The organism is Pseudomonas sp. B21-019 (genome assembly GCF_024749225.1).
Taxonomy (GTDB): Bacteria; Pseudomonadota; Gammaproteobacteria; order Pseudomonadales; family Pseudomonadaceae; genus Aquipseudomonas.
The window spans coordinates 2501446-2520696 of the sequence record NZ_CP087193.1 but is presented as its reverse complement, the minus strand read 5'-3'; the positions used below and the strand labels follow the sequence as shown (position 1 = coordinate 2520696).

13 protein-coding genes and 2 riboswitches are annotated in these 19251 nt (G+C 61.5%); of the genes, 8 read left to right on the top strand and 5 right to left on the bottom strand.

The features are described from left to right. Positions 1-134: 134 nt before the first annotated feature. Positions 135-4043, bottom strand: a complete 3909-nt coding sequence (cobN, locus tag LOY36_RS11400; protein WP_258673557.1) for a cobaltochelatase subunit CobN — start codon at positions 4041-4043, stop codon at positions 135-137. A 3-nt stretch (positions 4044-4046) separates the two neighbouring features. Further along, entirely contained in the window at positions 4047-5114 is a 1068-nt protein-coding gene (cobW, locus tag LOY36_RS11395) for a cobalamin biosynthesis protein CobW (protein ID WP_309475238.1), read from the bottom strand. A gap of 100 nt (positions 5115-5214) precedes the next feature. Next, a riboswitch (cobalamin riboswitch) is annotated at positions 5215-5430 on the bottom strand. Positions 5431-5539: 109 nt separating this feature from the next. Continuing rightward, a riboswitch (cobalamin riboswitch) is annotated at positions 5540-5768 on the top strand. Between the two features lie 121 nt (positions 5769-5889). On the opposite strand from cobW, the gene LOY36_RS11390 reads away from it, so the two are divergent. The 4 genes from LOY36_RS11390 to cobM all read left to right on the top strand — a co-directional run bounded on the left by LOY36_RS11390 (position 5890) and on the right by cobM (position 8036). After that, positions 5890-6081 carry a CbtB-domain containing protein gene (locus tag LOY36_RS11390; RefSeq protein WP_019649183.1) on the top strand — a complete coding sequence of 64 codons (192 nt, stop codon included), beginning with the start codon at positions 5890-5892 and terminating at the stop codon, positions 6079-6081. An 11-nt stretch (positions 6082-6092) separates the two neighbouring features. Then, entirely contained in the window at positions 6093-6797 is a 705-nt protein-coding gene (locus tag LOY36_RS11385; protein WP_019649184.1) for a CbtA family protein, read from the top strand. After that, the gene (locus LOY36_RS11380; protein ID WP_019649185.1) at positions 6794-7207 is read left to right on the top strand and encodes a cobalamin biosynthesis protein; all 414 of its coding nucleotides are present in this window, start codon (positions 6794-6796) and stop codon (positions 7205-7207) included. Before LOY36_RS11385 ends, LOY36_RS11380 begins: the two co-directional genes overlap by 4 nt. Before the next feature lie 82 nt (positions 7208-7289). After that, positions 7290-8036 carry a precorrin-4 C(11)-methyltransferase gene (gene cobM / locus LOY36_RS11375; protein ID WP_258673553.1) on the top strand — a complete coding sequence of 249 codons (747 nt, stop codon included), beginning with the start codon at positions 7290-7292 and terminating at the stop codon, positions 8034-8036. Positions 8037-8239: 203 nt separating this feature from the next. On the opposite strand, the gene nfuA is transcribed toward cobM, so the two are convergent. Continuing rightward, entirely contained in the window at positions 8240-8824 is a 585-nt protein-coding gene (nfuA, locus tag LOY36_RS11370) for a Fe-S biogenesis protein NfuA (protein WP_007941757.1), read from the bottom strand. An 84-nt stretch (positions 8825-8908) separates the two neighbouring features. Continuing rightward, complete coding sequence (locus LOY36_RS11365; RefSeq protein ID WP_258673550.1) at positions 8909-11194, bottom strand: fatty acid cis/trans isomerase; 2286 nt, start codon at positions 11192-11194, stop codon at positions 8909-8911. Positions 11195-11349: 155 nt separating this feature from the next. On the opposite strand from LOY36_RS11365, the gene metH reads away from it, so the two are divergent. Then, on the top strand, positions 11350-15060 hold the full coding sequence (gene metH, locus LOY36_RS11360; protein WP_019649188.1) for a methionine synthase: 3711 nt from the start codon (positions 11350-11352) through the stop codon (positions 15058-15060). 185 nt (positions 15061-15245) lie between these two features. Then, a complete protein-coding gene (locus LOY36_RS11355) occupies positions 15246-15476 on the top strand; it encodes a DUF2970 domain-containing protein (protein ID WP_018927642.1) in 231 nt (76 codons plus the stop codon). Between the two features lie 6 nt (positions 15477-15482). Here LOY36_RS11355 and LOY36_RS11350 read toward each other — a convergent pair whose 3' ends face one another. After that, entirely contained in the window at positions 15483-16568 is a 1086-nt protein-coding gene (locus LOY36_RS11350) for an ABC transporter substrate-binding protein (protein ID WP_258673549.1), read from the bottom strand. Positions 16569-17090: 522 nt separating this feature from the next. Here LOY36_RS11350 and LOY36_RS11345 point away from each other — a divergent pair. Both LOY36_RS11345 and LOY36_RS11340 read left to right on the top strand, forming a co-directional pair. Then, a complete protein-coding gene (locus LOY36_RS11345) occupies positions 17091-18749 on the top strand; it encodes a nitrite/sulfite reductase (protein WP_258673547.1) in 1659 nt (552 codons plus the stop codon). Then, positions 18733-19227: a DUF934 domain-containing protein gene (locus LOY36_RS11340; protein WP_018927639.1), complete on the top strand. Its 495-nt coding sequence runs from the start codon at positions 18733-18735 to the stop codon at positions 19225-19227. Before LOY36_RS11345 ends, LOY36_RS11340 begins: the two co-directional genes overlap by 17 nt. The last annotated feature ends 24 nt before the right edge of the window (positions 19228-19251 follow it).

Below are 19251 nucleotides of genomic sequence, written 5' to 3'. Positions count from 1 at the left end.
TTCGGCTGCGAAGCAGTCGTAAAACCGGGCAACTCGGTGTAAACAGAGGCAAAAGCGGGGGCCGCTTCGCGACCCAACGGGGGCAAGCCCCCTCGCCACAGCCCCCTTCGCCACAAATTTCCTTTGCTCACCGGCTAACTGTCTTCTTCTATATCCAGCAACAAATTCTCCAGCGCCTCGCGGTATTCACCCGGTTCCTGCCACATCCCCCGTTGCTGCGCTTCGAGCAGGCGCTCGGTCATATCGCGCAAGGCGTGGGGATTGTGTTCGCGAACAAACTCCCGGGTCGCCGGATCAAGCAAATAGGCGTCCGCCAGCAACGCATACTGGTGATCGTCGATCAGCCGCGTGGTGGCGTCGAACGCAAACAGGTTATCGACCGTCGCCGCCAGTTCGAACGCGCCTTTATAGCCATGACGCTTGACCCCGTCGATCCATTTCGGATTGGCCGCCCGGGAACGGATCACCCGGTTCAGCTCTTCCTTCAATGTGCGGACCTTCGGCAAGTCCGGCTGACTGTGGTCACCGTGATAACTCGCCGCCGCTGCACCGCTAAGGCTTTCGACGGCCGCCAGCATGCCGCCCTGGAACTGGTAATAGTCGTTGGAATCGAGCAAGTCGTGCTCGCGGTTGTCCTGGTTTTGCAGCACGGCCTGCACCTGGCTCAGACGCTGGGCGAACTGTTCGCGGGCGGCGGTGCCTTCATCGGAGCCGCCGTAAGCGTAGCCGCCCCAGTTCAGGTAAACCTCGGCCAGGTCTTCGCGGCTTTGCCACAAACGACCGTCGATGGCGCCCTGCACGCCGGCACCGTAAGCACCCGGTTTGGCCCCGAAGATCCGCCAGCCGGCCTGCCGCCTGGCCGCCTCTTCATCCAGACCGGACGTCAACAACGCTTCGCGCTCGGCACGAACCTTGGCCGCCAACGGGTTGAGATCGTCCGGCTCATCCAGCGCGGCGACCGCTTGCACGGCGGCGTCGAACAGCCGGATCAGGTTGGCAAAGGCATCGCGGAAGAATCCGGAGACGCGCAAGGTCACGTCCACCCGCGGCCGGTCCAGCAGGCTCAACGGCAGAATCTCGAAGTCGTCGACCCGCTGACTGCCCGTCGCCCATACCGGCCGCACGCCCATCAAGGCCATGGCCTGGGCAATGTCGTCGCCGCCGGTGCGCATGGTCGCGGTGCCCCAGACCGACAGGCCGAGCTGACGCAAGTGATCGCCGTGATCCTGCAAGTGCCGTTCAAGAATCAGGTTCGCGGATTGAAAACCGATGCGCCACGCCGTGGTGGTCGGCAGGTTGCGCACGTCCACCGAATAGAAGTTGCGCCCGGTGGGCAACACGTCCAGCCGTCCGCGACTCGGTGCACCGCTCGGCCCGGCCGGGACGAATCGACCGCTTAGGGCGTCCAGCAGGCCACGCATTTCCGCCGGACCGCAGGCGTCCAGGCGTGGCGCAACCACCTCGCGCAAACTGTCGATGATCGCGCTCACTTCGGACCAATCTGCCTCCTGTGGGAGCGGGTCTAGGTGGTGAGGGGCCTTGTGGCGAGGGGGCTTGCCCCCGTTGGACTGCGCAGCAGTCCCGTTTTTTGGGGCCGCTTCGCGACCTAACGGGGGCAAGCCCCCTCGCCACAAAGGTTCGCTCCCACACGGGCCAGGCTCGGCATTCAACGTCTGCGAAATTAGTTGCGCGGCGAACAGTTCCAGACGCTCACGGGTGTCTCCCGCTGTGCGCCACAACTCATCGCTGACCGCTTGCAATGCATTCGGCCGAGGGCCGTTCCAGGGCTCGGCCAACACGCAATCCAGTGGATCGAAGCCCAACTCGAACGCTTTGGCCAGCGCCCGCAACAAACTCGATTGCGCGCCACGGCCGTCGCCGCGAGGAATGCGCAGCAAGGCCAATAAGGTGTCGATGCGCAATTGCCCGGTCGGCGACTCGCCAAACACGTGCAGGCCATCGCGGATCTGCGATTCCTTCAAGTCACACAGGTAAGTGTCCAGGCGCGGCAACCAGATCGCCGCGTCGGCATCGCTGTCGAGCTTCTCGTCCAGTTGCAGTTCGCGATCAATGTGCGTGTCGCGCACCAGTTGCAGAATGTCGCGTTGCAGTTCCCGGGCGCGGCGTGGATCGAGCAACTGCGCTTCGTAATACTCGTCAGCCAACAACTCAAGGTTGCGCAGTGGGCCGTAGGTTTCGGCGCGGGTCAGCGGTGGCATCAGGTGATCGATGATCACCGCTTGCGTGCGGCGCTTGGCCTGGGCGCCCTCGCCCGGGTCGTTGACGATGAACGGATAGATGTTCGGCAGCGGTCCGAGCAGCGCGTCGGGCCAGCAGTTTTCAGATAACCCGACGCCCTTGCCCGGCAGCCATTCGAGGTTGCCGTGCTTGCCGACGTGGATCACGCCGTGGGCGCCGTAGGTGTTGCGCAACCAGAAGTAGAACGCCAGATAACCGTGGGGCGGCACCAGGTCCGGGTCGTGATAGACCGCGCTCGGGTCAACCTGATAACCCCGGGCCGGTTGAATGCCGACGAAGGTCAGGCCGAAGCGCAACCCGGCAATCATCATTCGCCCGCCACGGAACATCGGATCGTTTTCAGGCGAGCCCCAACGTTGCAGCACCGCCTCGCGATTGGCTTCGGGCAGCGCGTTGAACATCAAAAAGTAATCGTCCAGCGCCAGGCTTTGCTGACACGGGCGCTGATCGATAGTGTCCAGGTCATTGCTGACGCCACCGAGCAGTTGCTGGATCAGCGCGGTGCCGCTGTCCGGCAACTCGGCCGGCAACGGATAACCTTCTTGATGCAGTGCACGCAGGATGTTCAGCGCCGCGGCGGGTGTGTCGAGACCGACGCCATTGCCGATGCGTCCATCGCGAGTCGGGTAGTTGGCGAGGATCAGGGCAATGCGTTTTTCACTGTTGGGCAGCCGCGCCAGATCAATCCAGCGCCGCGCCAGTTCAGCGACAAAATCCATGCGTTCAGGCTGCGGTCGATAGCAAACCACATCGGACTGACTGCGCTCGCTGCGCCACGCCAGATCCTTGAAGCTGATCGGCCGACTGATGATTCGCCCGTCCAGCTCCGGCAGTGCAATGTGCATCGCCAAGTCACGGGGACCGAGGCCTTGCTCGCTGGCAAGCCAGCCGGGCTCGTTGTCCTGGGCGCAGATCGCCTGAATCACCGGAATGTTGCGACGAAACGGCCGCAGGTGCGGCGCTTCAGGGCTGGACTGGGCGAAACCGGTGGTATTCAGAATCACCCCCGCCTCGACTTCGTCCAGCCAGTCCTCGACCACCGCCAGGCAGCCGGGCTCTTTCAGACTGGCCAGCGCAATCGGTAACGGGTTGAGCCCCGCCGCCTGCAAACGCTGGCAGAAAACATCGATGAAACCGGTGTTCGCCGCCTGCAAGTGCGAGCGGTAAAACAGCACCGCCGCCACTGGCTGATCGACCTGCCAATCGGCTTGCCAATCCTGAAGGTGCGCGGGGCTTTTTTGTGGGTGGTAGATCGCGGTGCGTGGCAGGGTTTGCGGCTCGGACCATGGATAGTCGCGGCCCAGCCAGCGACTGGCGAGGCAGCGAAACAGGTCGAGCGCATTGGCCATGCCGCCCTGACGCAGGAAGTGCCAGAGCCGGTCGCGGTCTTCGGGGATCACGGTGCTCAGATCGCTGAGTTCCGGGTCCGGGCGATCGTCGCCCGGCACCAGAATCAACTGCACACCGCGCTGGGACAATTCCACCAGACGCTCGATGCCGTAACGCCAATAGGCGATGCCGCCGTGCAGTGAGATCAGAATCACCTTGGCGTGGCGCAACACCTCATCAACGTAGAGATCCACCGAGGCGTGATTCTGCACCTGCATCGGGTTAGCCAGACGCAGGCTCGGGTAATCGTCGGGCAGCTGCTGCGCCGCCTCGGCGAGCAACGCCAGACTGGAATCGCCGCTGCACAGGATCACCAGCTCGGCGGGGGTTTGTCCAAGGTCGGCAATGTTGTCATCCGACACGAAACCGCCGGGCTGGGTCCTGAGCAGGTGCATGGGTTAAACGCTGAGCGCAGCGCGCAATTGCGCTTCGAGTTGAACGGCGTCCAGCGCCTGACCGATCAACACCAGACGGGTGGTGCGCGCTTCCTCGGCGCCCCACTGACGGTCGAAGTGCTTGTCGAAACGCGTGCCCACGCCCTGAATCAGCAGGCGCATCGGCTTGTTCGGCACCGCTGCGAAACCTTTGACCCGCAGGATGCCGTGCTGCACCACCAGTTGTGTCAGCGCGTCCATCAACAGGCTTTCGTCGGCTTGTGGCAGTTCGATGGAGATGGAGTCAAACGCGTCATGGTCGTGATCATGATCGTCTTCACCTTCATGGTGATGATCGTGATGGCTGTGGCGGCTGTCGATGTGTTCTTCGGAACCGGCGCCGAGGCCGATCAACACGTCCAGTGGCAGGCGACCGCTGCTGGCTTCAATGACTTTCACCGCCGGCGGCAGCTCTTCGGCGACTTCCAGGCGCACGCGGGCCAGGTCCGTGGCGCTGATCAGGTCGGCCTTGTTGAGAATCACCAGGTCGGCGCTGGCCAGTTGGTCGGCGAACAGTTCGTGCAGTGGCGACTCGTGGTCCAGGTTCGGATCGAGTTTGCGCTGGGCGTCCACTTGATCCGGGAACGCCGCGAAGGTGCCGGCGGCCACGGCTGGGCTGTCGACCACGGTGATCACCGCGTCAACGGTGCAGGCACTGCGGATTTCCGGCCACTGGAAGGCTTGAACCAAAGGCTTTGGCAGGGCCAGGCCCGAGGTTTCGATGAGGATGTGGTCGAGGTCGCCGCGACGCGCAACGAGTTCGCGCATCACCGGGAAGAATTCTTCCTGGACGGTGCAGCACAGGCAGCCGTTGGCCAGTTCGTAGACGCGGCCGCTGGCCTCTTCTTCGGTGCAGCCGATTGAGCACTGCTTGAGGATCTCGCCGTCGATGCCCAGCTCGCCGAACTCGTTGACGATCACCGCGATGCGACGACCCTGGGCGTTGTCGAGCATGTGCCGCAGCAAGGTGGTTTTGCCCGAGCCGAGGAAGCCGGTAACGATGGTGACGGGGAGTTTGGCCAGTGTTTTCATCGGATGCCCTTTGGCAAGGTGGCGGGCATACGGGACGACAACCGGCACGCGGGGGCGCATGCCTGAAGAGTTCGCCACCGGATCACCCCGCCCGGTTGAAAGTGAGAATCTGTGTCGAGGCAGGTCTCCTGGCTGACGGTGTGCCGGGCGAGTCAGCCTGGCATTCGCTGCGCCTTCCCGCGAGCCCGTTGCACAGGGTTTGCAGTGGCGTGGCAGCGAACATCACCGTTCACAGTTGCGGGGGCAGCCGCGGCATCGACCGCGTTCCCTTCTTAGCTTCGGCAGACGCCGAAGAACCTCGAAAGCGCAAGGCTACGCATCGTGTGGGGGCGGGTCAATGTCTTGTCGGAGAATGCGATCGCCACAGGTATTGGGTGTCAGTTGAGAACCCATGCCAATTGACTCCCCGCACCCGCCCATGCTCTCCTACACGCCTTGTTACGGGTGCCCTTCACAGGGTGAAACGGGAAACCGGTGAATCATGTGCTTTACTCTAAAGCCATGTCAGTCCGGTGCTGCCCCCGCAACGGTAAGCGAGTGAAGCGTCAGATCCACTGTGCCGGTCATACGGCATGGGAAGGTGATGCTTGCAGGTTCAGGCGTTAGCCCTGCCCCTCGCGAGCCCGGAGACCGGCCCGCAACACAAAGTGACTTTTACGTTCACTGAATAACAAACCCGCGGTGGGCGGGCGCTGTTCGAAATCTCTGCGAGCCCTTGGCGTGCGGAGGTTTTCATGCGCTCTATTCACCCGCTGACAGACCAGAGGGAAGCGCCATGTCGATCATCAGCAGCACCGGCCACGCAACGGCCAGCACCACCACAACCCTGACTCAACGCCTGACCGCTGCCGTGTGTGCGTCGATCCTTGGCGCGTGCCTTGTGTATTTCGCCGGTTTCTCGCACATCGAAGCGGTGCACAACGCCGCGCACGATACCCGTCACAGCTCCGCCTTTCCGTGCCATTGAGACCTGCTGAGATGATCAAGCGTATTGCGCAAACCGCAGGTTTCACCGGGCTGCTGGCCGCCCTGCTATTGACCCTGCTGCAAAGCTTCTGGGTCGCCCCGCTGATTTTGCAGGCCGAGACCTATGAAAAATCCGAGCCGGCCGCTGTTGAAATCCACGAGCACGCCGCGGGCGCAGTCGCTCATACCCACGATGCCGAAGCCTGGGAACCGGAAGACGGTTGGCAGCGCGTGCTGTCCACTACCGGCGGCAACCTGGTGGTGGCAGTCGGTTTCGCCTTGATGCTCGCCGGTCTTTACACCCTGCGCGCACCGACCAAAACCTCTCAGGGCCTGCTCTGGGGCCTGGCCGGTTATGCGACATTCGTGCTGGCTCCGACTCTCGGCCTGCCACCTGAGCTGCCGGGCACTGCCGCGGCTGATCTGGCGCAACGGCAAATCTGGTGGATCGGCACTGCCGCGTCCACGGCAGTCGGCATCGCGTTGATCGTGTTCAGCCGTCACTGGCTGATGAAAGTCCTTGGCGTGGCGATCCTGGCCGTGCCGCATGTAATTGGCGCACCACAACCGGAAGTCCATTCAATGCTGGCGCCGGAAGCCCTGGAAGCTCAATTCAAAATCGCTTCGCAGTTGACCAACGTGGCGTTCTGGCTGGCCCTGGGCCTGATCAGCGCCTGGTTGTTCCGCCGCAAAAGCGATGGCCATTACTCCGCATGACTGACGTCAGCGCAGCGCCGACCCTGGTGGTCGGCCTGGGCTGCCAGCGCGGCTGCCCCGTCAGCACGTTGCGGGCGCTGCTCGATCAGGCGCTACAGGCCCATCAAATCGGGCTCAGTGAGATCAAGGCCCTGGCCAGCATCGACCTGAAGCGTGAAGAGCCTGGCCTGATCGAACTGGCCGAACAGCTGGCATTGCCGCTGATGTACTTCAGCAGCGAACAATTGGCGACCTATCAAGCACAACTGAGCCACCACTCGGACATCGCGTTTGAACGCACCGGTTGCTACGGCGTGGCGGAAAGCGCCGCGCTGGCCCTGGCCGAACAATTGGCCCAGGCACCGGCAAAGTTGCTGATTCCACGACAAAAATACGCCCAGGCCACCCTGGCATTGGCCAGCGCCGCGTAAAATCCCCGATAATCCCCGCCCTCGATCATGAGCATTCTTCATCTGAAGCATGTCCAGGCCCTATTTCTGACAGGAAACGACGATGACCGTCTACTTCATTGGCGCCGGCCCCGGCGACCCGGAACTGATCACCGTCAAAGGCCAGCGGCTGATTCGTAGCTGCCCGGTCATCATCTATGCCGGCTCCCTGGTCCCCGCCGCCGTGCTGGAAGGCCACCGGGCCGAACAGGTGGTCAACAGCGCCGAACTGCACCTGGAACATATCGTCGAGCTGATCAAGACCGCCCACGCCAACGGCCAGGACGTGGCCCGGGTGCACTCCGGCGACCCGAGCCTGTACGGCGCGATCGGCGAGCAGATTCGCTACTTGCGTGAACTCGACATCCCTTTCGAAATTGTTCCCGGCGTTACCGCCACCGCCGCCTGCGCGGCCCTTTTGGGTGCCGAACTGACCCTGCCGGACGTGTCACAGAGCGTGATTCTGACCCGTTACGCCGACAAGACCGCGATGCCGGCTGGCGAAGAGCTGGGCAGCCTGGCGCAGCACGGGGCGACCATGGCGATCCACCTGGGGGTCAATCATCTGGAGAAGATCCTTGCCGAACTGCTGCCGCATTACGGCGCCGATTGCCCGATCGCGGTGATTCACCGGGCGACCTGGCCGGATCAGGATTGGGTGGTGGGAACGCTTGCGGACATTGCGCAGAAGGTCCAGGCCAAGGGTTTTCGCCGGACGGCGCTGATTCTGGTGGGTCGAGTGCTGGGCAGCGATCACTTCAGTGAATCGTCGCTGTATCGCGCGGGGCATGCGCACCTATACAGACCCTGAAGCACTTGTGGCGAGGGAGCTTGCTCCCGCTGGACCGCGCAGCGGTCCCAAAATCAGCCAACGCATTCATCACGGGAAAATGCATCGGCTGGATTGCGACTGCTTCGCAGTCGAGCGGGAGCAAGCTCCCTCGCCACAGGTTATCGATCATCCATAAAAAAACGGTGCTCACGGGCACCGTTTTTTATGTCGCAGCGAACACCTTAGTAGTAGGCGTTTTCTTTCTGCGTGTGGTCGGTCACGTCACGAACACCCTTGAGCTCGGGAATACGCTCGAGCAAGGTGCGCTCGATGCCTTCCTTCAGGGTGACGTCTGCCTGGCCGCAGCCCTGGCAACCGCCGCCGAACTTCAGCACGGCGATGCCGTCTTCGACCACATCGATCAGGCTGACCTGACCGCCGTGGCTGGCCAGCCCCGGGTTGATCTCGGTTTGCAGGTAGTAGTTGATGCGCTCGTTGACCGGGCTGTCGGCGTTGACCATCGGTACTTTGGCGTTTGGCGCCTTGATGGTCAGTTGGCCGCCCATGCGGTCGGTGGCGTAGTCGACAACGGCATCGTCCAGGAAGGCTTCGCTGAAGTGGTCGATGTACGCGGTGAAGCTTTTTAGCCCCAGCGCCGTGTCTTCAGGTTTTTCTTCGCCCGGCTTGCAATAGGCAATGCAGGTTTCGGCGTACTGGGTGCCAGGCTGGGTGATAAAGACGCGGATGCCGATACCCGGGGTGTTCTGCTTGGAGAGCAGATCGGCCAGGTAATCATGGGCGGCGTCGGTAATGGTAATAGCGGTCATGGAAACTCCTCGCAGGCTTGGACGCAGTTTACGCCAATCGACGCGCCGCACAAAGTCCTAGTATTTTTGTCGGGAAAGCAGCCATCAGAGATTCTCGTAGCGATTCATGTCCAGCACGCCCTCTTCCACCGGGTCGGTGTCGTGGATGTATCGGCTCAGATCATGGAAATACCGCCAGAACTGCGGATGACTGCGGCGAATACCCCAGCGTTCGACGATTTTTTCGAAACTGGCGGCGTCTTTGGCGTTTTCCATCTCGTCGACAAACGCCGGCACTTGCCCGGCCGGAATGTTGAACATGAAGTTCGGGTAGCTGCTCAGAACACCCGGATAGATCGTCAACGTGTCGAGCCCCGGCTGATAACGCAGCGACTCCCCGAGCAGGAACGCCACGTTGCTGTGGGCGCGGTTGCGCAGCAGGCTGTAGACCTCGCGCTTGCCGCTTGGGGTCTCGATGCGCAACATCGTCGCTTCCGGCAACTGATCGATGACTTTCAAACCGGCGGCCGGGCGCGACGTCAGGCGGCTCAAGGCCTGCTCGGCGTTCTGCAATGCCAGATCGATGTTCGGCCGCGAGCAGTAAGCGCCGTCGCAGCGGTTGATCGGATCGGGCCTGGCATTGAGTTCGCCGTAACGGGACAGCAACTGCAAGGCGAAATCGCGTTTCGGGTCGTTTTCGTCCAGCGTCAACGCCGTCGGCTTGTCGTTATCGATGTCCTCGTAATCCAGCCACATCTTGAACTTGCCGCTGTTCTGGTACCAATCGTCGAGATAGCCGTCCCGTGAGCTGGCCGGCATCAGGCGCAGGAAATTCTGCTCGGCGCCATTGCGGATCAGGTCGAAGTACAGCCGGGTCTGGGCCTGATGGGACACGTTGCCGAACACATCGAAGTTGACCGCCAACTGGTAATAGGTGCGTTCCAGCAACGGGTAATCGAACAGCCACATCGTCTGCGGCACATCGCCGATCAGGCCCTTGGTCACCGAGGCGCTGTCGAAATGCCGAAAGATACTCAGCAGTGCGTTGTCATTGCCGGCCCACAGGGTCGACCAGCTCGGCGCCGGCAAGTCGGCATAGCTGTCCCGGCGCAGGGCCTCATATTCGTTGCGCTTGTTGCGGTAGTCGTGCCACAGGCTCAGGACGCTGCCGACGTCATCGTTCTGCCCCGGCATCGCCAGCAACGGCGTAGCCTGGCCGCGATATTTCGGGTCGGTGATGTAAAGGTCATGCTCCGGGGCCTGGAACAGTGCCCAGAAGTTGTCGCGAATCACGTCGGTGGCGATCTGACCCCGGCAGACCGGACCGCGAATAAAGGTGCGCACGAAGTATTCGGCGTTATCGAGCATGAACTGATAGCGCGCCTGGGCCGGGATCGCTTCGAACGTGGCAAACGGATTGGCCCGCCGCTCCGGCCCGTAGCCCGGTAACGCGTGGACCTGCCAGTTGCCGTTGTAAAACAGGCTCTTGATCCGCGCCATCTTCGCCGCGCTCAGCGGGTAGGTGATGTGGGTCTTGTGCACGATCACGCCTTGCACCGGCCACAGACGGTAATAGACCTGAGTGCCCGGGTCGTCATTCGGACGGCGGGTGTTGATCAGGTCGATGGGCTGCCCCGTCGGCGTGCGCGAACGTACCCACTGAAAGAAATGCCCCGGCTCGCCGTCCTTGAAATAGATATGGGCCAAGAACCAGTGCTCGAACAACCAGCGCCCGACCAGACTCTCCCGGGCACCCGGCGAATTCAACAGGTTTTCCCACTGCACCACTTGCAAGGCTTCCTTGGCGCTGGGCACCAGGCCCTGCTGGTCGATCGGCGCGCCGGAGGCCAGCCAGCGTTGCAGTGTCTGATATTGCTGATCGGTCAGGCCGGTAACCGCCAGTGGCATGCCCTCTTTCGGGTGTGAACTGGCGTAGCCGTCGAACTCCGCCGGCATGGCACACATGTTTTCCCGGTTCAGGCCCAGGACGATGTCTTCCGGTAGCTTGGCATTGGGTTGCAACGGGGTTTTGTGCCCCAGCTCAAGCATCCGCGCCATCAGCGCCGCCTGGCTGCCTTGGGCGTCGAGCACTGAATAGAAGCCCTTTTGCTGCCAGGCACGCTTGCCGAAGGCGTCATAAAACAACCGAGTCGGCGCGGCGGCCTTGCTGCGTTCGCCGTCATAGACCGGCGCCTTCGTCGCACCTCGGGCCGCCCCTTCGCCACTGCCCAGGTTGAGCTGACAGGCGGAGTCGTAGCAGGCATGGCAGGCCACGCACTTTTCGGTGAAGATCGGTTGAATGTCACGAACGTAGGAAATGTCCGGACCTTGCGCAGCGGCGCCCCCGCTTAAAAACAGCATCAATAGGCTGGTGACGACGCGATACGACATATCCCTGGTCCTGATCATGAGAAAACGCCGCGATTCTACCGGTCTGGCCTGCGCACCAACATGAACGATATTCATGCAAAACCGGCACATGCTCCAAAAGCACACAGGTTTGTTATTATCCCGGCCCTTCGTCATGGCCTTACCGAGTAGTCCAAATGTCCGATCGCAGCGTTCGCCTTCAAGCTCTCAAGCACGCCCTCAAAGAGCGCATCCTGATTCTCGACGGCGGCATGGGGACAATGATCCAGAGCTACAAGCTCGAGGAACAGGATTACCGTGGCAAACGCTTCGCCGACTGGCCGAGCGATGTCAAAGGCAATAACGACTTGTTGGTACTGACCCGCCCGGACGTGATTGGCGGCATCGAGAAAGCCTACCTGGATGCCGGCGCCGACATTCTGGAAACCAACACCTTCAACGCCACCCGGATTTCCATGGCCGATTACGGCATGGAAGAACTGGCCTACGAACTGAACGTAGAAGGCGCACGCCTGGCCCGCAAGATTGCCGATGCGAAAACCCTTGAGAACCCGGACAAGCCGCGCTTCGTCGCCGGCGTGCTCGGCCCTACAAGTCGCACCTGCTCGCTGTCGCCTGACGTGAACAACCCCGGCTACCGCAACGTGACCTTCGATGAACTGGTGGAGAACTACACCGAGGCCACCAAAGGCCTGATCGAAGGCGGCGCCGACTTGATCCTGATCGAAACCATTTTCGACACCCTCAACGCCAAAGCGGCGATCTTCGCCGTGCAAGGGGTTTACGAAGAGCTGGGCGTCGAGCTGCCGATCATGATTTCCGGCACCATCACCGACGCCTCTGGCCGTACCCTCTCCGGCCAGACTACCGAAGCGTTCTGGAACTCCGTGGCCCACGCCAAGCCGATCTCCGTCGGCCTGAACTGCGCCCTCGGCGCCCGTGAATTGCGCCCATACCTGGAAGAGCTGTCGAACAAGGCCGGCACCCACGTGTCGGCGCACCCGAACGCCGGCCTGCCGAACGAATTCGGCGAGTACGACGAGCTCCCAGCGGAAACCGCCAAGGTCATCGAAGAGTTCGCCCAAAGCGGCTTCCTCAACATCGTCGGCGGCTGCTGCGGCACCACGCCGGGCCACATCGAAGCCATCGCCAAAGCGGTAGCCGGTTACGCCCCGCGTGAAATTCCGGACATTCCCAAGGCCTGCCGCCTGTCGGGCCTGGAACCGTTCACCATCGATCGCAGTTCGCTGTTCGTCAACGTCGGCGAGCGGACCAACATCACCGGTTCCGCCAAGTTCGCCCGACTGATCCGTGAAGACAACTACACCGAAGCCCTGGAAGTCGCCCTGCAGCAGGTCGAAGCCGGCGCCCAGGTGATCGACATCAACATGGACGAAGGGATGCTCGATTCGAAGAAGGCCATGGTGACCTTCCTCAATCTGATTGCCGGCGAACCGGACATCTCCCGCGTCCCGATCATGATCGACTCCTCCAAGTGGGAAGTAATCGAAGCCGGCCTCAAGTGCATCCAGGGCAAGGGCATCGTCAACTCCATCAGCATGAAGGAAGGTGTCGAGCAGTTCATTCACCACGCCAAACTGTGCAAGCGCTACGGCGCCGCGGTGGTGGTGATGGCCTTCGATGAAGCCGGCCAGGCCGACACCGAAGCGCGCAAGAAAGAAATCTGCAAACGCTCCTACGACATTCTGGTCAACGAAGTCGGCTTCCCGCCGGAAGACATCATCTTCGACCCGAACATCTTCGCCGTGGCCACCGGTATCGAAGAACACAACAACTACGCTGTGGACTTCATCAACGCCTGTGCCTACATCCGCGACGAACTGCCCTACGCCCTGAGCTCCGGCGGTGTGTCCAACGTGTCGTTCTCGTTCCGTGGCAACAACCCGGTGCGCGAGGCGATTCACTCGGTGTTCCTGCTGTATGCAATCCGCAACGGCCTGACCATGGGCATCGTCAACGCCGGCCAACTGGAGATCTACGACCAGATCCCGGTGGAGCTGCGCGACGCCGTTGAAGACGTGATCCTCAACCGTACTCCGGAAGGCACCGACGCCCTCCTCGCCATCGCCGACAAGTACAAGGGCGACGGCAGCGTCAAGGAAGCCGAGACCGAAGAGTGGCGCAACTGGGACGTCAACAAGCGTCTGGAGCATGCGCTGGTCAAGGGCATCACCACGCACATTGTTGAAGATACTGAAGAATCGCGGTTGTCGTTCGCGCGCCCGATCGAAGTCATCGAAGGCCCGTTGATGGCCGGCATGAACATCGTCGGCGACCTGTTCGGCGCCGGCAAAATGTTCCTGCCGCAAGTGGTGAAGTCCGCTCGCGTGATGAAGCAGGCCGTGGCTCACTTGATTCCGTTCATCGAACTGGAAAAAGGCGACAAGCCGGAAGCCAAGGGCAAGATCCTCATGGCCACGGTCAAGGGCGACGTGCACGACATCGGCAAGAACATCGTCGGCGTGGTGCTGGGCTGTAACGGCTATGACATCGTCGACCTCGGCGTGATGGTGCCGGCGGAGAAGATCCTGCAAGTCGCCAAAGACGAGAAGTGCGACATCATCGGCCTGTCCGGCCTGATCACGCCTTCGCTGGACGAAATGGTTCACGTGGCCCGCGAGATGCAGCGTCAGGACTTCTATCTGCCGCTGATGATCGGTGGCGCGACCACCTCCAAAGCGCACACGGCGGTGAAGATCGAACCCAAGTACAGCAACGACGCGGTGATCTACGTCACCGACGCCTCCCGCGCCGTGGGCGTGGCGACGCAGTTGCTGTCCAAGGAACTGAAAGCCGGTTTCGTCGAGAAGACCCGCCTGGAATACATCGACGTTCGCGAGCGCACCGCCAACCGCAGCGCCCGCACCGAGCGCCTGAGCTACCCGGCGGCCATCGCCAAGAAACCGCAGTTCGACTGGGCCAACTATGAGCCGGTCAAACCGACGTTCACCGGCGCCAAGGTGCTGGACAACATCGACCTGAAGGTTTTGGCCGAATACATCGACTGGACACCGTTCTTCATCTCCTGGGACCTGGCCGGCAAGTTCCCGCGCATCCTGCAGGATGAAGTGGTCGGTGAAGCCGCCACCGCGCTGTACGCCGATGCCCAGGAAATGCTTGCCAAGTTGATCGACGAGAAGCTGATCAGCGCCCGTGCGGTGTTCGGTTTCTGGCCGGCCAACCAGGTGCGCGACGATGACATCGAAGTCTATGGCGACGACGGCAAGCCATTGGCCAAGCTGCATCACTTGCGCCAGCAGATCATCAAGACCGACGGTAAGCCGAACTTCTCCCTGGCCGACTTCGTCGCGCCGAAGGACAGCGGCGTGACCGACTACGTGGGTGGTTTCATCACCACCGCCGGGATCGGCGCCGAAGAAGTGGCCAAGGCCTATCAGGAAGCGGGCGACGACTACAACTCGATCATGGTCAAGGCGTTGGCCGACCGTCTGGCCGAGGCGTGCGCCGAGTGGCTGCACCAACAAGTGCGTAAAGACTACTGGGGCTACGCCAAGGACGAGACGCTGGACAACGAGGCGCTGATCAAAGAGCAATACACCGGCATCCGCCCTGCTCCGGGCTACCCGGCGTGCCCGGATCACACCGAGAAAGCCACGCTGTTCAAGCTGCTGGACCCGGAAGCGGAAGAGCTCAAGGCCGGCCGCAGCGGCGTATTCCTCACCGAGCACTACGCGATGTTCCCGGCGGCGGCGGTCAGCGGCTGGTACTTCGCTCACCCGCAGGCGCAGTATTTCGCCGTGGGCAAGATCGACAAGGATCAGGTGCAGAGCTACACCTCGCGCAAAGGCCAGGAGTTGAGCGTGACCGAGCGCTGGCTGGCGCCTAACCTGGGTTACGACAACTAACCCCCTTCCCCTGTGGGGGAGCCTTTTGTGGCGAGGGAGCTTGCTCCCGCTGGACTGCGTAGTAGTCCCATTTTTTGGGGGCGCTTCGCGACCCAACGGGAGCAAGCTCCCTCGCCACAAAGGCTCCCACAGAATTCGTGCCTGTTGTCTATGCTTGCCTCATACACATTCGTGACGAGGGATATATGGACGATCCAGTCGACAACAATAACCACAACAAACCGCCGACCTTCTGGCAGATGCTGCACAGCGTCATGGCGGCGGCATTCGGGGTGCAGAGCGGGAAAAACCGGGCCCGGGACTTCACCCATGGCAAGCCCAGTCATTTTGTGATTCTGGGGATTCTGTTCACGGTGGTGTTCGCCCTGACGCTGTTCGGCATCGTCAAACTGGTGTTGCACCTGGCCGGGATCTGAGCCGGCTCAGTGCATCAGGGTTTGCAGGTTGAACGGGTAGCGGTACGACGTCGGCCGCCCTTTGGCCGAGAGCTTTTTAAAATCCACGTTGTAATCCTGAGTGGCACCCATGGCCAGCAGTCGCCGGGCTTGCGCGTGGTCGATCAGTTGCAATGACGGAATCTGCCGGTCGCGCCCGCCGTACTGGCTGACATCCACCCCCTGGTCGTAGTCATGCAACTGCACAAGCGCCCAACCGCCCAGAGTGAAGTGCCCGCCCAACAACACGCTTAGCCGCCCCTCCAACAGCGCCTGCAACGCGGCCGGTGAATTGTTGATGGCACTGAACAGCACACCCTTGCCCGGCTGACCTCCCGTTTCGGCGTACGCCTGCATGGCGCCGAAAGCCATTTCATCGTTAGCCGACCAGACCAGCGATGTTTGCGGGTAACGCTTGAACAATAACCTGGCCTGTTCATAGGCGCGCTCGCGGGTCCAGCCGCCATACACCAACTGGCGCAACCGCACTTCGGGGTGTTCGGCCAATGCCCGCATCATGCCCTGCTCACGCTGTTGCGCGGCCGGCGTGATTTTCAGGCCGGAAAAGGCCACCAGTTCGACGACCTCACCGGGTGCGACCGGGCCATGCAGGCGAATCAGTTCCTTGAGCATCAGGTAGCCGCCCTCCTCATTGTTGGGCACCAGGCTACCCAGCCAGTCGGGATACTTGTCCGGCTGGGCGCCGAGCAGGCGCATCTGGTCGGCGGTCAGGCCGTTGTTGACCAAAAACAGCTTCACGCCGCTGCCTTGAGCCAGGCGCAGGATTTCGGGGGCGACATACAGCTCGTTGGAGAACACCAGATAGTCCGGCCGACTCGGCCCTTGCAGCGCTTCGCGGGCCTGTTTGAGTGTGGTCTCGGCGTTTCGCTCGGCATACTGGATTTGCAAATCCATGCCCAGGTTCTTGGCCGCGGCCTGCATGAACTGCGAGTAACTGACCCAGAACGTCTCTTGGCTGGTCCCGGGATTGAGGAACAATACGGACGCCGCCTGGGCACACGGTCCCAGGACCGCGCCAAGCGCCAGCACTACACCATAGAAGAACTTCAACATTGATCGTCCGAGCCCCCGAAAATCCGCCGCGCATTATAGCCAGCGAAGTCCCTGGAAACGGCGCATATTCCGGCTTTTTGTCCGACAATCGTCGGCGCCGGGCCCGGACGGGGTCGTTTATTGATGGCTGACCCAGAATACCGCCGTACCCACGACCAGGATGATCAGGAACAGAATCGCCCAGGCATCGACCGTGCTATCGCTTTTCCTTGCTTTGGTTGGGTTGCTCATTGCATCGCCTCTTGTCGGTTTTATCGGTGATTGCATAAAGACTCGAGCACAGTTAAGACGATGATTGCCCGCACGACAAATGAGGGTTTTATCTCAACGACTTTCATTAGTCGTTTTGGTTCTTTGCATATACTCAAACATCACTTTTGCGCATAACTGCAAACTGGTATCTTGCGTCGGCTCCGTTGGGAGTGCGCGGCCGTGCGCGCAGAATTGCCGAGGCAGAATCGGATGAAAGCTTGCGAAAACGCAGCTGTATCCGACCGGCCCAAGCCTGAGAACAGGACTTATATGTACGTATACGACGAGTACGATCAGCGGATCATCGAGGACCGCGTCAAGCAGTTCCGTGATCAGACCCGACGCTATCTGGCAGGCGAGCTGAGCGAAGAAGAATTCCGCCCCCTGCGCCTGCAAAATGGCCTTTATATCCAGCGCTTTGCCCCGATGCTGCGGGTGGCGGTGCCTTATGGCCAACTCACTTCGCGCCAGACGCGAATGATGGCCAAAGTTGCCCGCGACTATGACAAGGGCTACGCCCACATCAGTACCCGGCAGAACGTGCAGTTCAACTGGCCGGCCGTGGAAGACATCCCGGACATCCTGGCTGAGCTGGCGACCGTGCAGATGCACGCAATCCAGACCAGCGGCAACTGCCTGCGCAACGTCACCACCGATCAGTTCGCCGGTGTCGCCGCCGACGAGTTGATCGATCCGCGGCCATGGTGCGAAATCGTCCGTCAGTGGACCACGTTCCACCCGGAATTCGCCTACCTGCCGCGTAAATTCAAGATTGCCATCAACGGTTCGACGTCCGACCGTGCGGCCATCGAAGTCCATGACATCGGCCTCGAGCCGGTGCACAACGCCGCAGGCGAACTGGGCTTCCGTGTGCTGGTCGGTGGCGGCCTGGGCCGTACTCCGGTGGTGGGCGCGTTCATCAACGAATTCCTGCCGTGGCAGGACCTGTTGAGCTACCTCGACGCCATTCTGCGGGTCTACAACCGCTACGGCCGTCGCGACAACAAGTACAAGGCGCGGATCAAGATTCTGGTCAAGGCCCTGACGCCTGAAGTGTTCGCGCAGAAAGTCGATGCGGAAATGGAACACCTTCGCGGTGGCCAGACCACGCTGACCGAGGCCGAAGTGCATCGCGTGGCCAAACACTTTGTCGATCCGGACTACAAGGCTCTGGAAAACCAGACAGCCGAACTGGCCGAGCTCGACAAACAGCACCCGGGCTTCGCCCGCTGGCGCATCCGCAACACCCTGGCGCACAAGAAGCCGGGTTACGTGGCCGTCACACTGTCCCTGAAGCCGACCGGCGTTGCACCGGGCGACATCACCGACAAACAGCTCGATGCCGTTGCCGACCTCGCCGACCGTTACAGCTTCGGTCAACTGCGCACCTCCCACGAGCAGAACATCATTCTGGCCGATGTCGAGCAGAGCCAGTTGTTCGCGATGTGGGGCGAGTTGCGCGAGCAAGGTTTCGCCACACCGAACATCGGTTTGCTGACCGACATCATCTGCTGCCCTGGCGGCGACTTCTGCTCCCTGGCCAACGCCAAGTCGATCCCGATCGCCGAATCGATCCAGCGCCGTTTCGACGACCTGGACTACCTGTTCGACATCGGCGAGCTGGACCTGAACATCTCCGGCTGCATGAACGCCTGTGGTCACCACCACGTCGGCCACATCGGCATTCTCGGAGTGGACAAGAAAGGCGAAGAGTTCTACCAGGTGTCCCTGGGTGGCAGCGCCAGTCGCGATGCGAGCCTGGGCAAGATCCTCGGCCCGTCCTTCGCCCAGGAAGCCATGCCTGATGTGATCGAGAAGCTGATCGACGTGTACATCGAACAACGTACCGAAGACGAGCGCTTCATCGACACTTATCAGCGTATCGGCATCGACCTCTTCAAGGAGCGCGTCTATGCAGCGAATAATTAAGAACAACGAAGTCGTCGACGAAACCTGGCACCTGTTGCCGAAAGATTTCAACATCGACGAGATCAGCAACTGCGACGACCTGATCGTCCCGTTGCACATGTGGCGCGAACACAGCCGCATGCTCATGGCCCGTGATGGCGGCCTGGGTGTGTGGCTGGATGCCGACGAAGAAGCCGAAGAAATCGGTGACGACGTGGCGAACTTCCAGGTTATCGCCCTGAACTTCCCGGCCTTCACCGATGGTCGCAATTACTCCAACGCCCGTCTGCTGCGTGACCGCTATGGTTTCAAAGGCGAACTGCGGGCAATTGGCGATGTGCTGCGCGACCAGCTGTTCTACATGCACCGCTGCGGTTTCGATGCGTTTGCCATTCGCGCCGATAAAGACCCCTACGAAGCCCTTGAAGGCCTCAAGGACTTCTCGGTGACCTATCAGGCCGCCACCGACGAGCCGCTGCCGCTGTTCCGTCGCCGTTGATCGTCACACCTTGAACCCCTTGCG

What these genes read in the sequence shown, in the direction of transcription:
- cobN (WP_258673557.1), bottom strand. Translation starts at nt 4,043, where the DNA reads ATGCACCTGCTCAGGACCCAGCCCGGCGGTTTCGTGTCGGATGACAAC.
- cobW (WP_309475238.1), bottom strand. Translation starts at nt 5,114, where the DNA reads ATGAAAACACTGGCCAAACTCCCCGTCACCATCGTTACCGGCTTCCTC.
- LOY36_RS11390 (WP_019649183.1), top strand. Translation starts at nt 5,890, where the DNA reads ATGTCGATCATCAGCAGCACCGGCCACGCAACGGCCAGCACCACCACA.
- LOY36_RS11385 (WP_019649184.1), top strand. Translation starts at nt 6,093, where the DNA reads ATGATCAAGCGTATTGCGCAAACCGCAGGTTTCACCGGGCTGCTGGCC.
- LOY36_RS11380 (WP_019649185.1), top strand. Translation starts at nt 6,794, where the DNA reads ATGACTGACGTCAGCGCAGCGCCGACCCTGGTGGTCGGCCTGGGCTGC.
- cobM (WP_258673553.1), top strand. Translation starts at nt 7,290, where the DNA reads ATGACCGTCTACTTCATTGGCGCCGGCCCCGGCGACCCGGAACTGATC.
- nfuA (WP_007941757.1), bottom strand. Translation starts at nt 8,824, where the DNA reads ATGACCGCTATTACCATTACCGACGCCGCCCATGATTACCTGGCCGAT.
- LOY36_RS11365 (WP_258673550.1), bottom strand. Translation starts at nt 11,194, where the DNA reads ATGTCGTATCGCGTCGTCACCAGCCTATTGATGCTGTTTTTAAGCGGG.
- metH (WP_019649188.1), top strand. Translation starts at nt 11,350, where the DNA reads ATGTCCGATCGCAGCGTTCGCCTTCAAGCTCTCAAGCACGCCCTCAAA.
- LOY36_RS11355 (WP_018927642.1), top strand. Translation starts at nt 15,246, where the DNA reads ATGGACGATCCAGTCGACAACAATAACCACAACAAACCGCCGACCTTC.
- LOY36_RS11350 (WP_258673549.1), bottom strand. Translation starts at nt 16,568, where the DNA reads ATGTTGAAGTTCTTCTATGGTGTAGTGCTGGCGCTTGGCGCGGTCCTG.
- LOY36_RS11345 (WP_258673547.1), top strand. Translation starts at nt 17,091, where the DNA reads ATGTACGTATACGACGAGTACGATCAGCGGATCATCGAGGACCGCGTC.
- LOY36_RS11340 (WP_018927639.1), top strand. Translation starts at nt 18,733, where the DNA reads ATGCAGCGAATAATTAAGAACAACGAAGTCGTCGACGAAACCTGGCAC.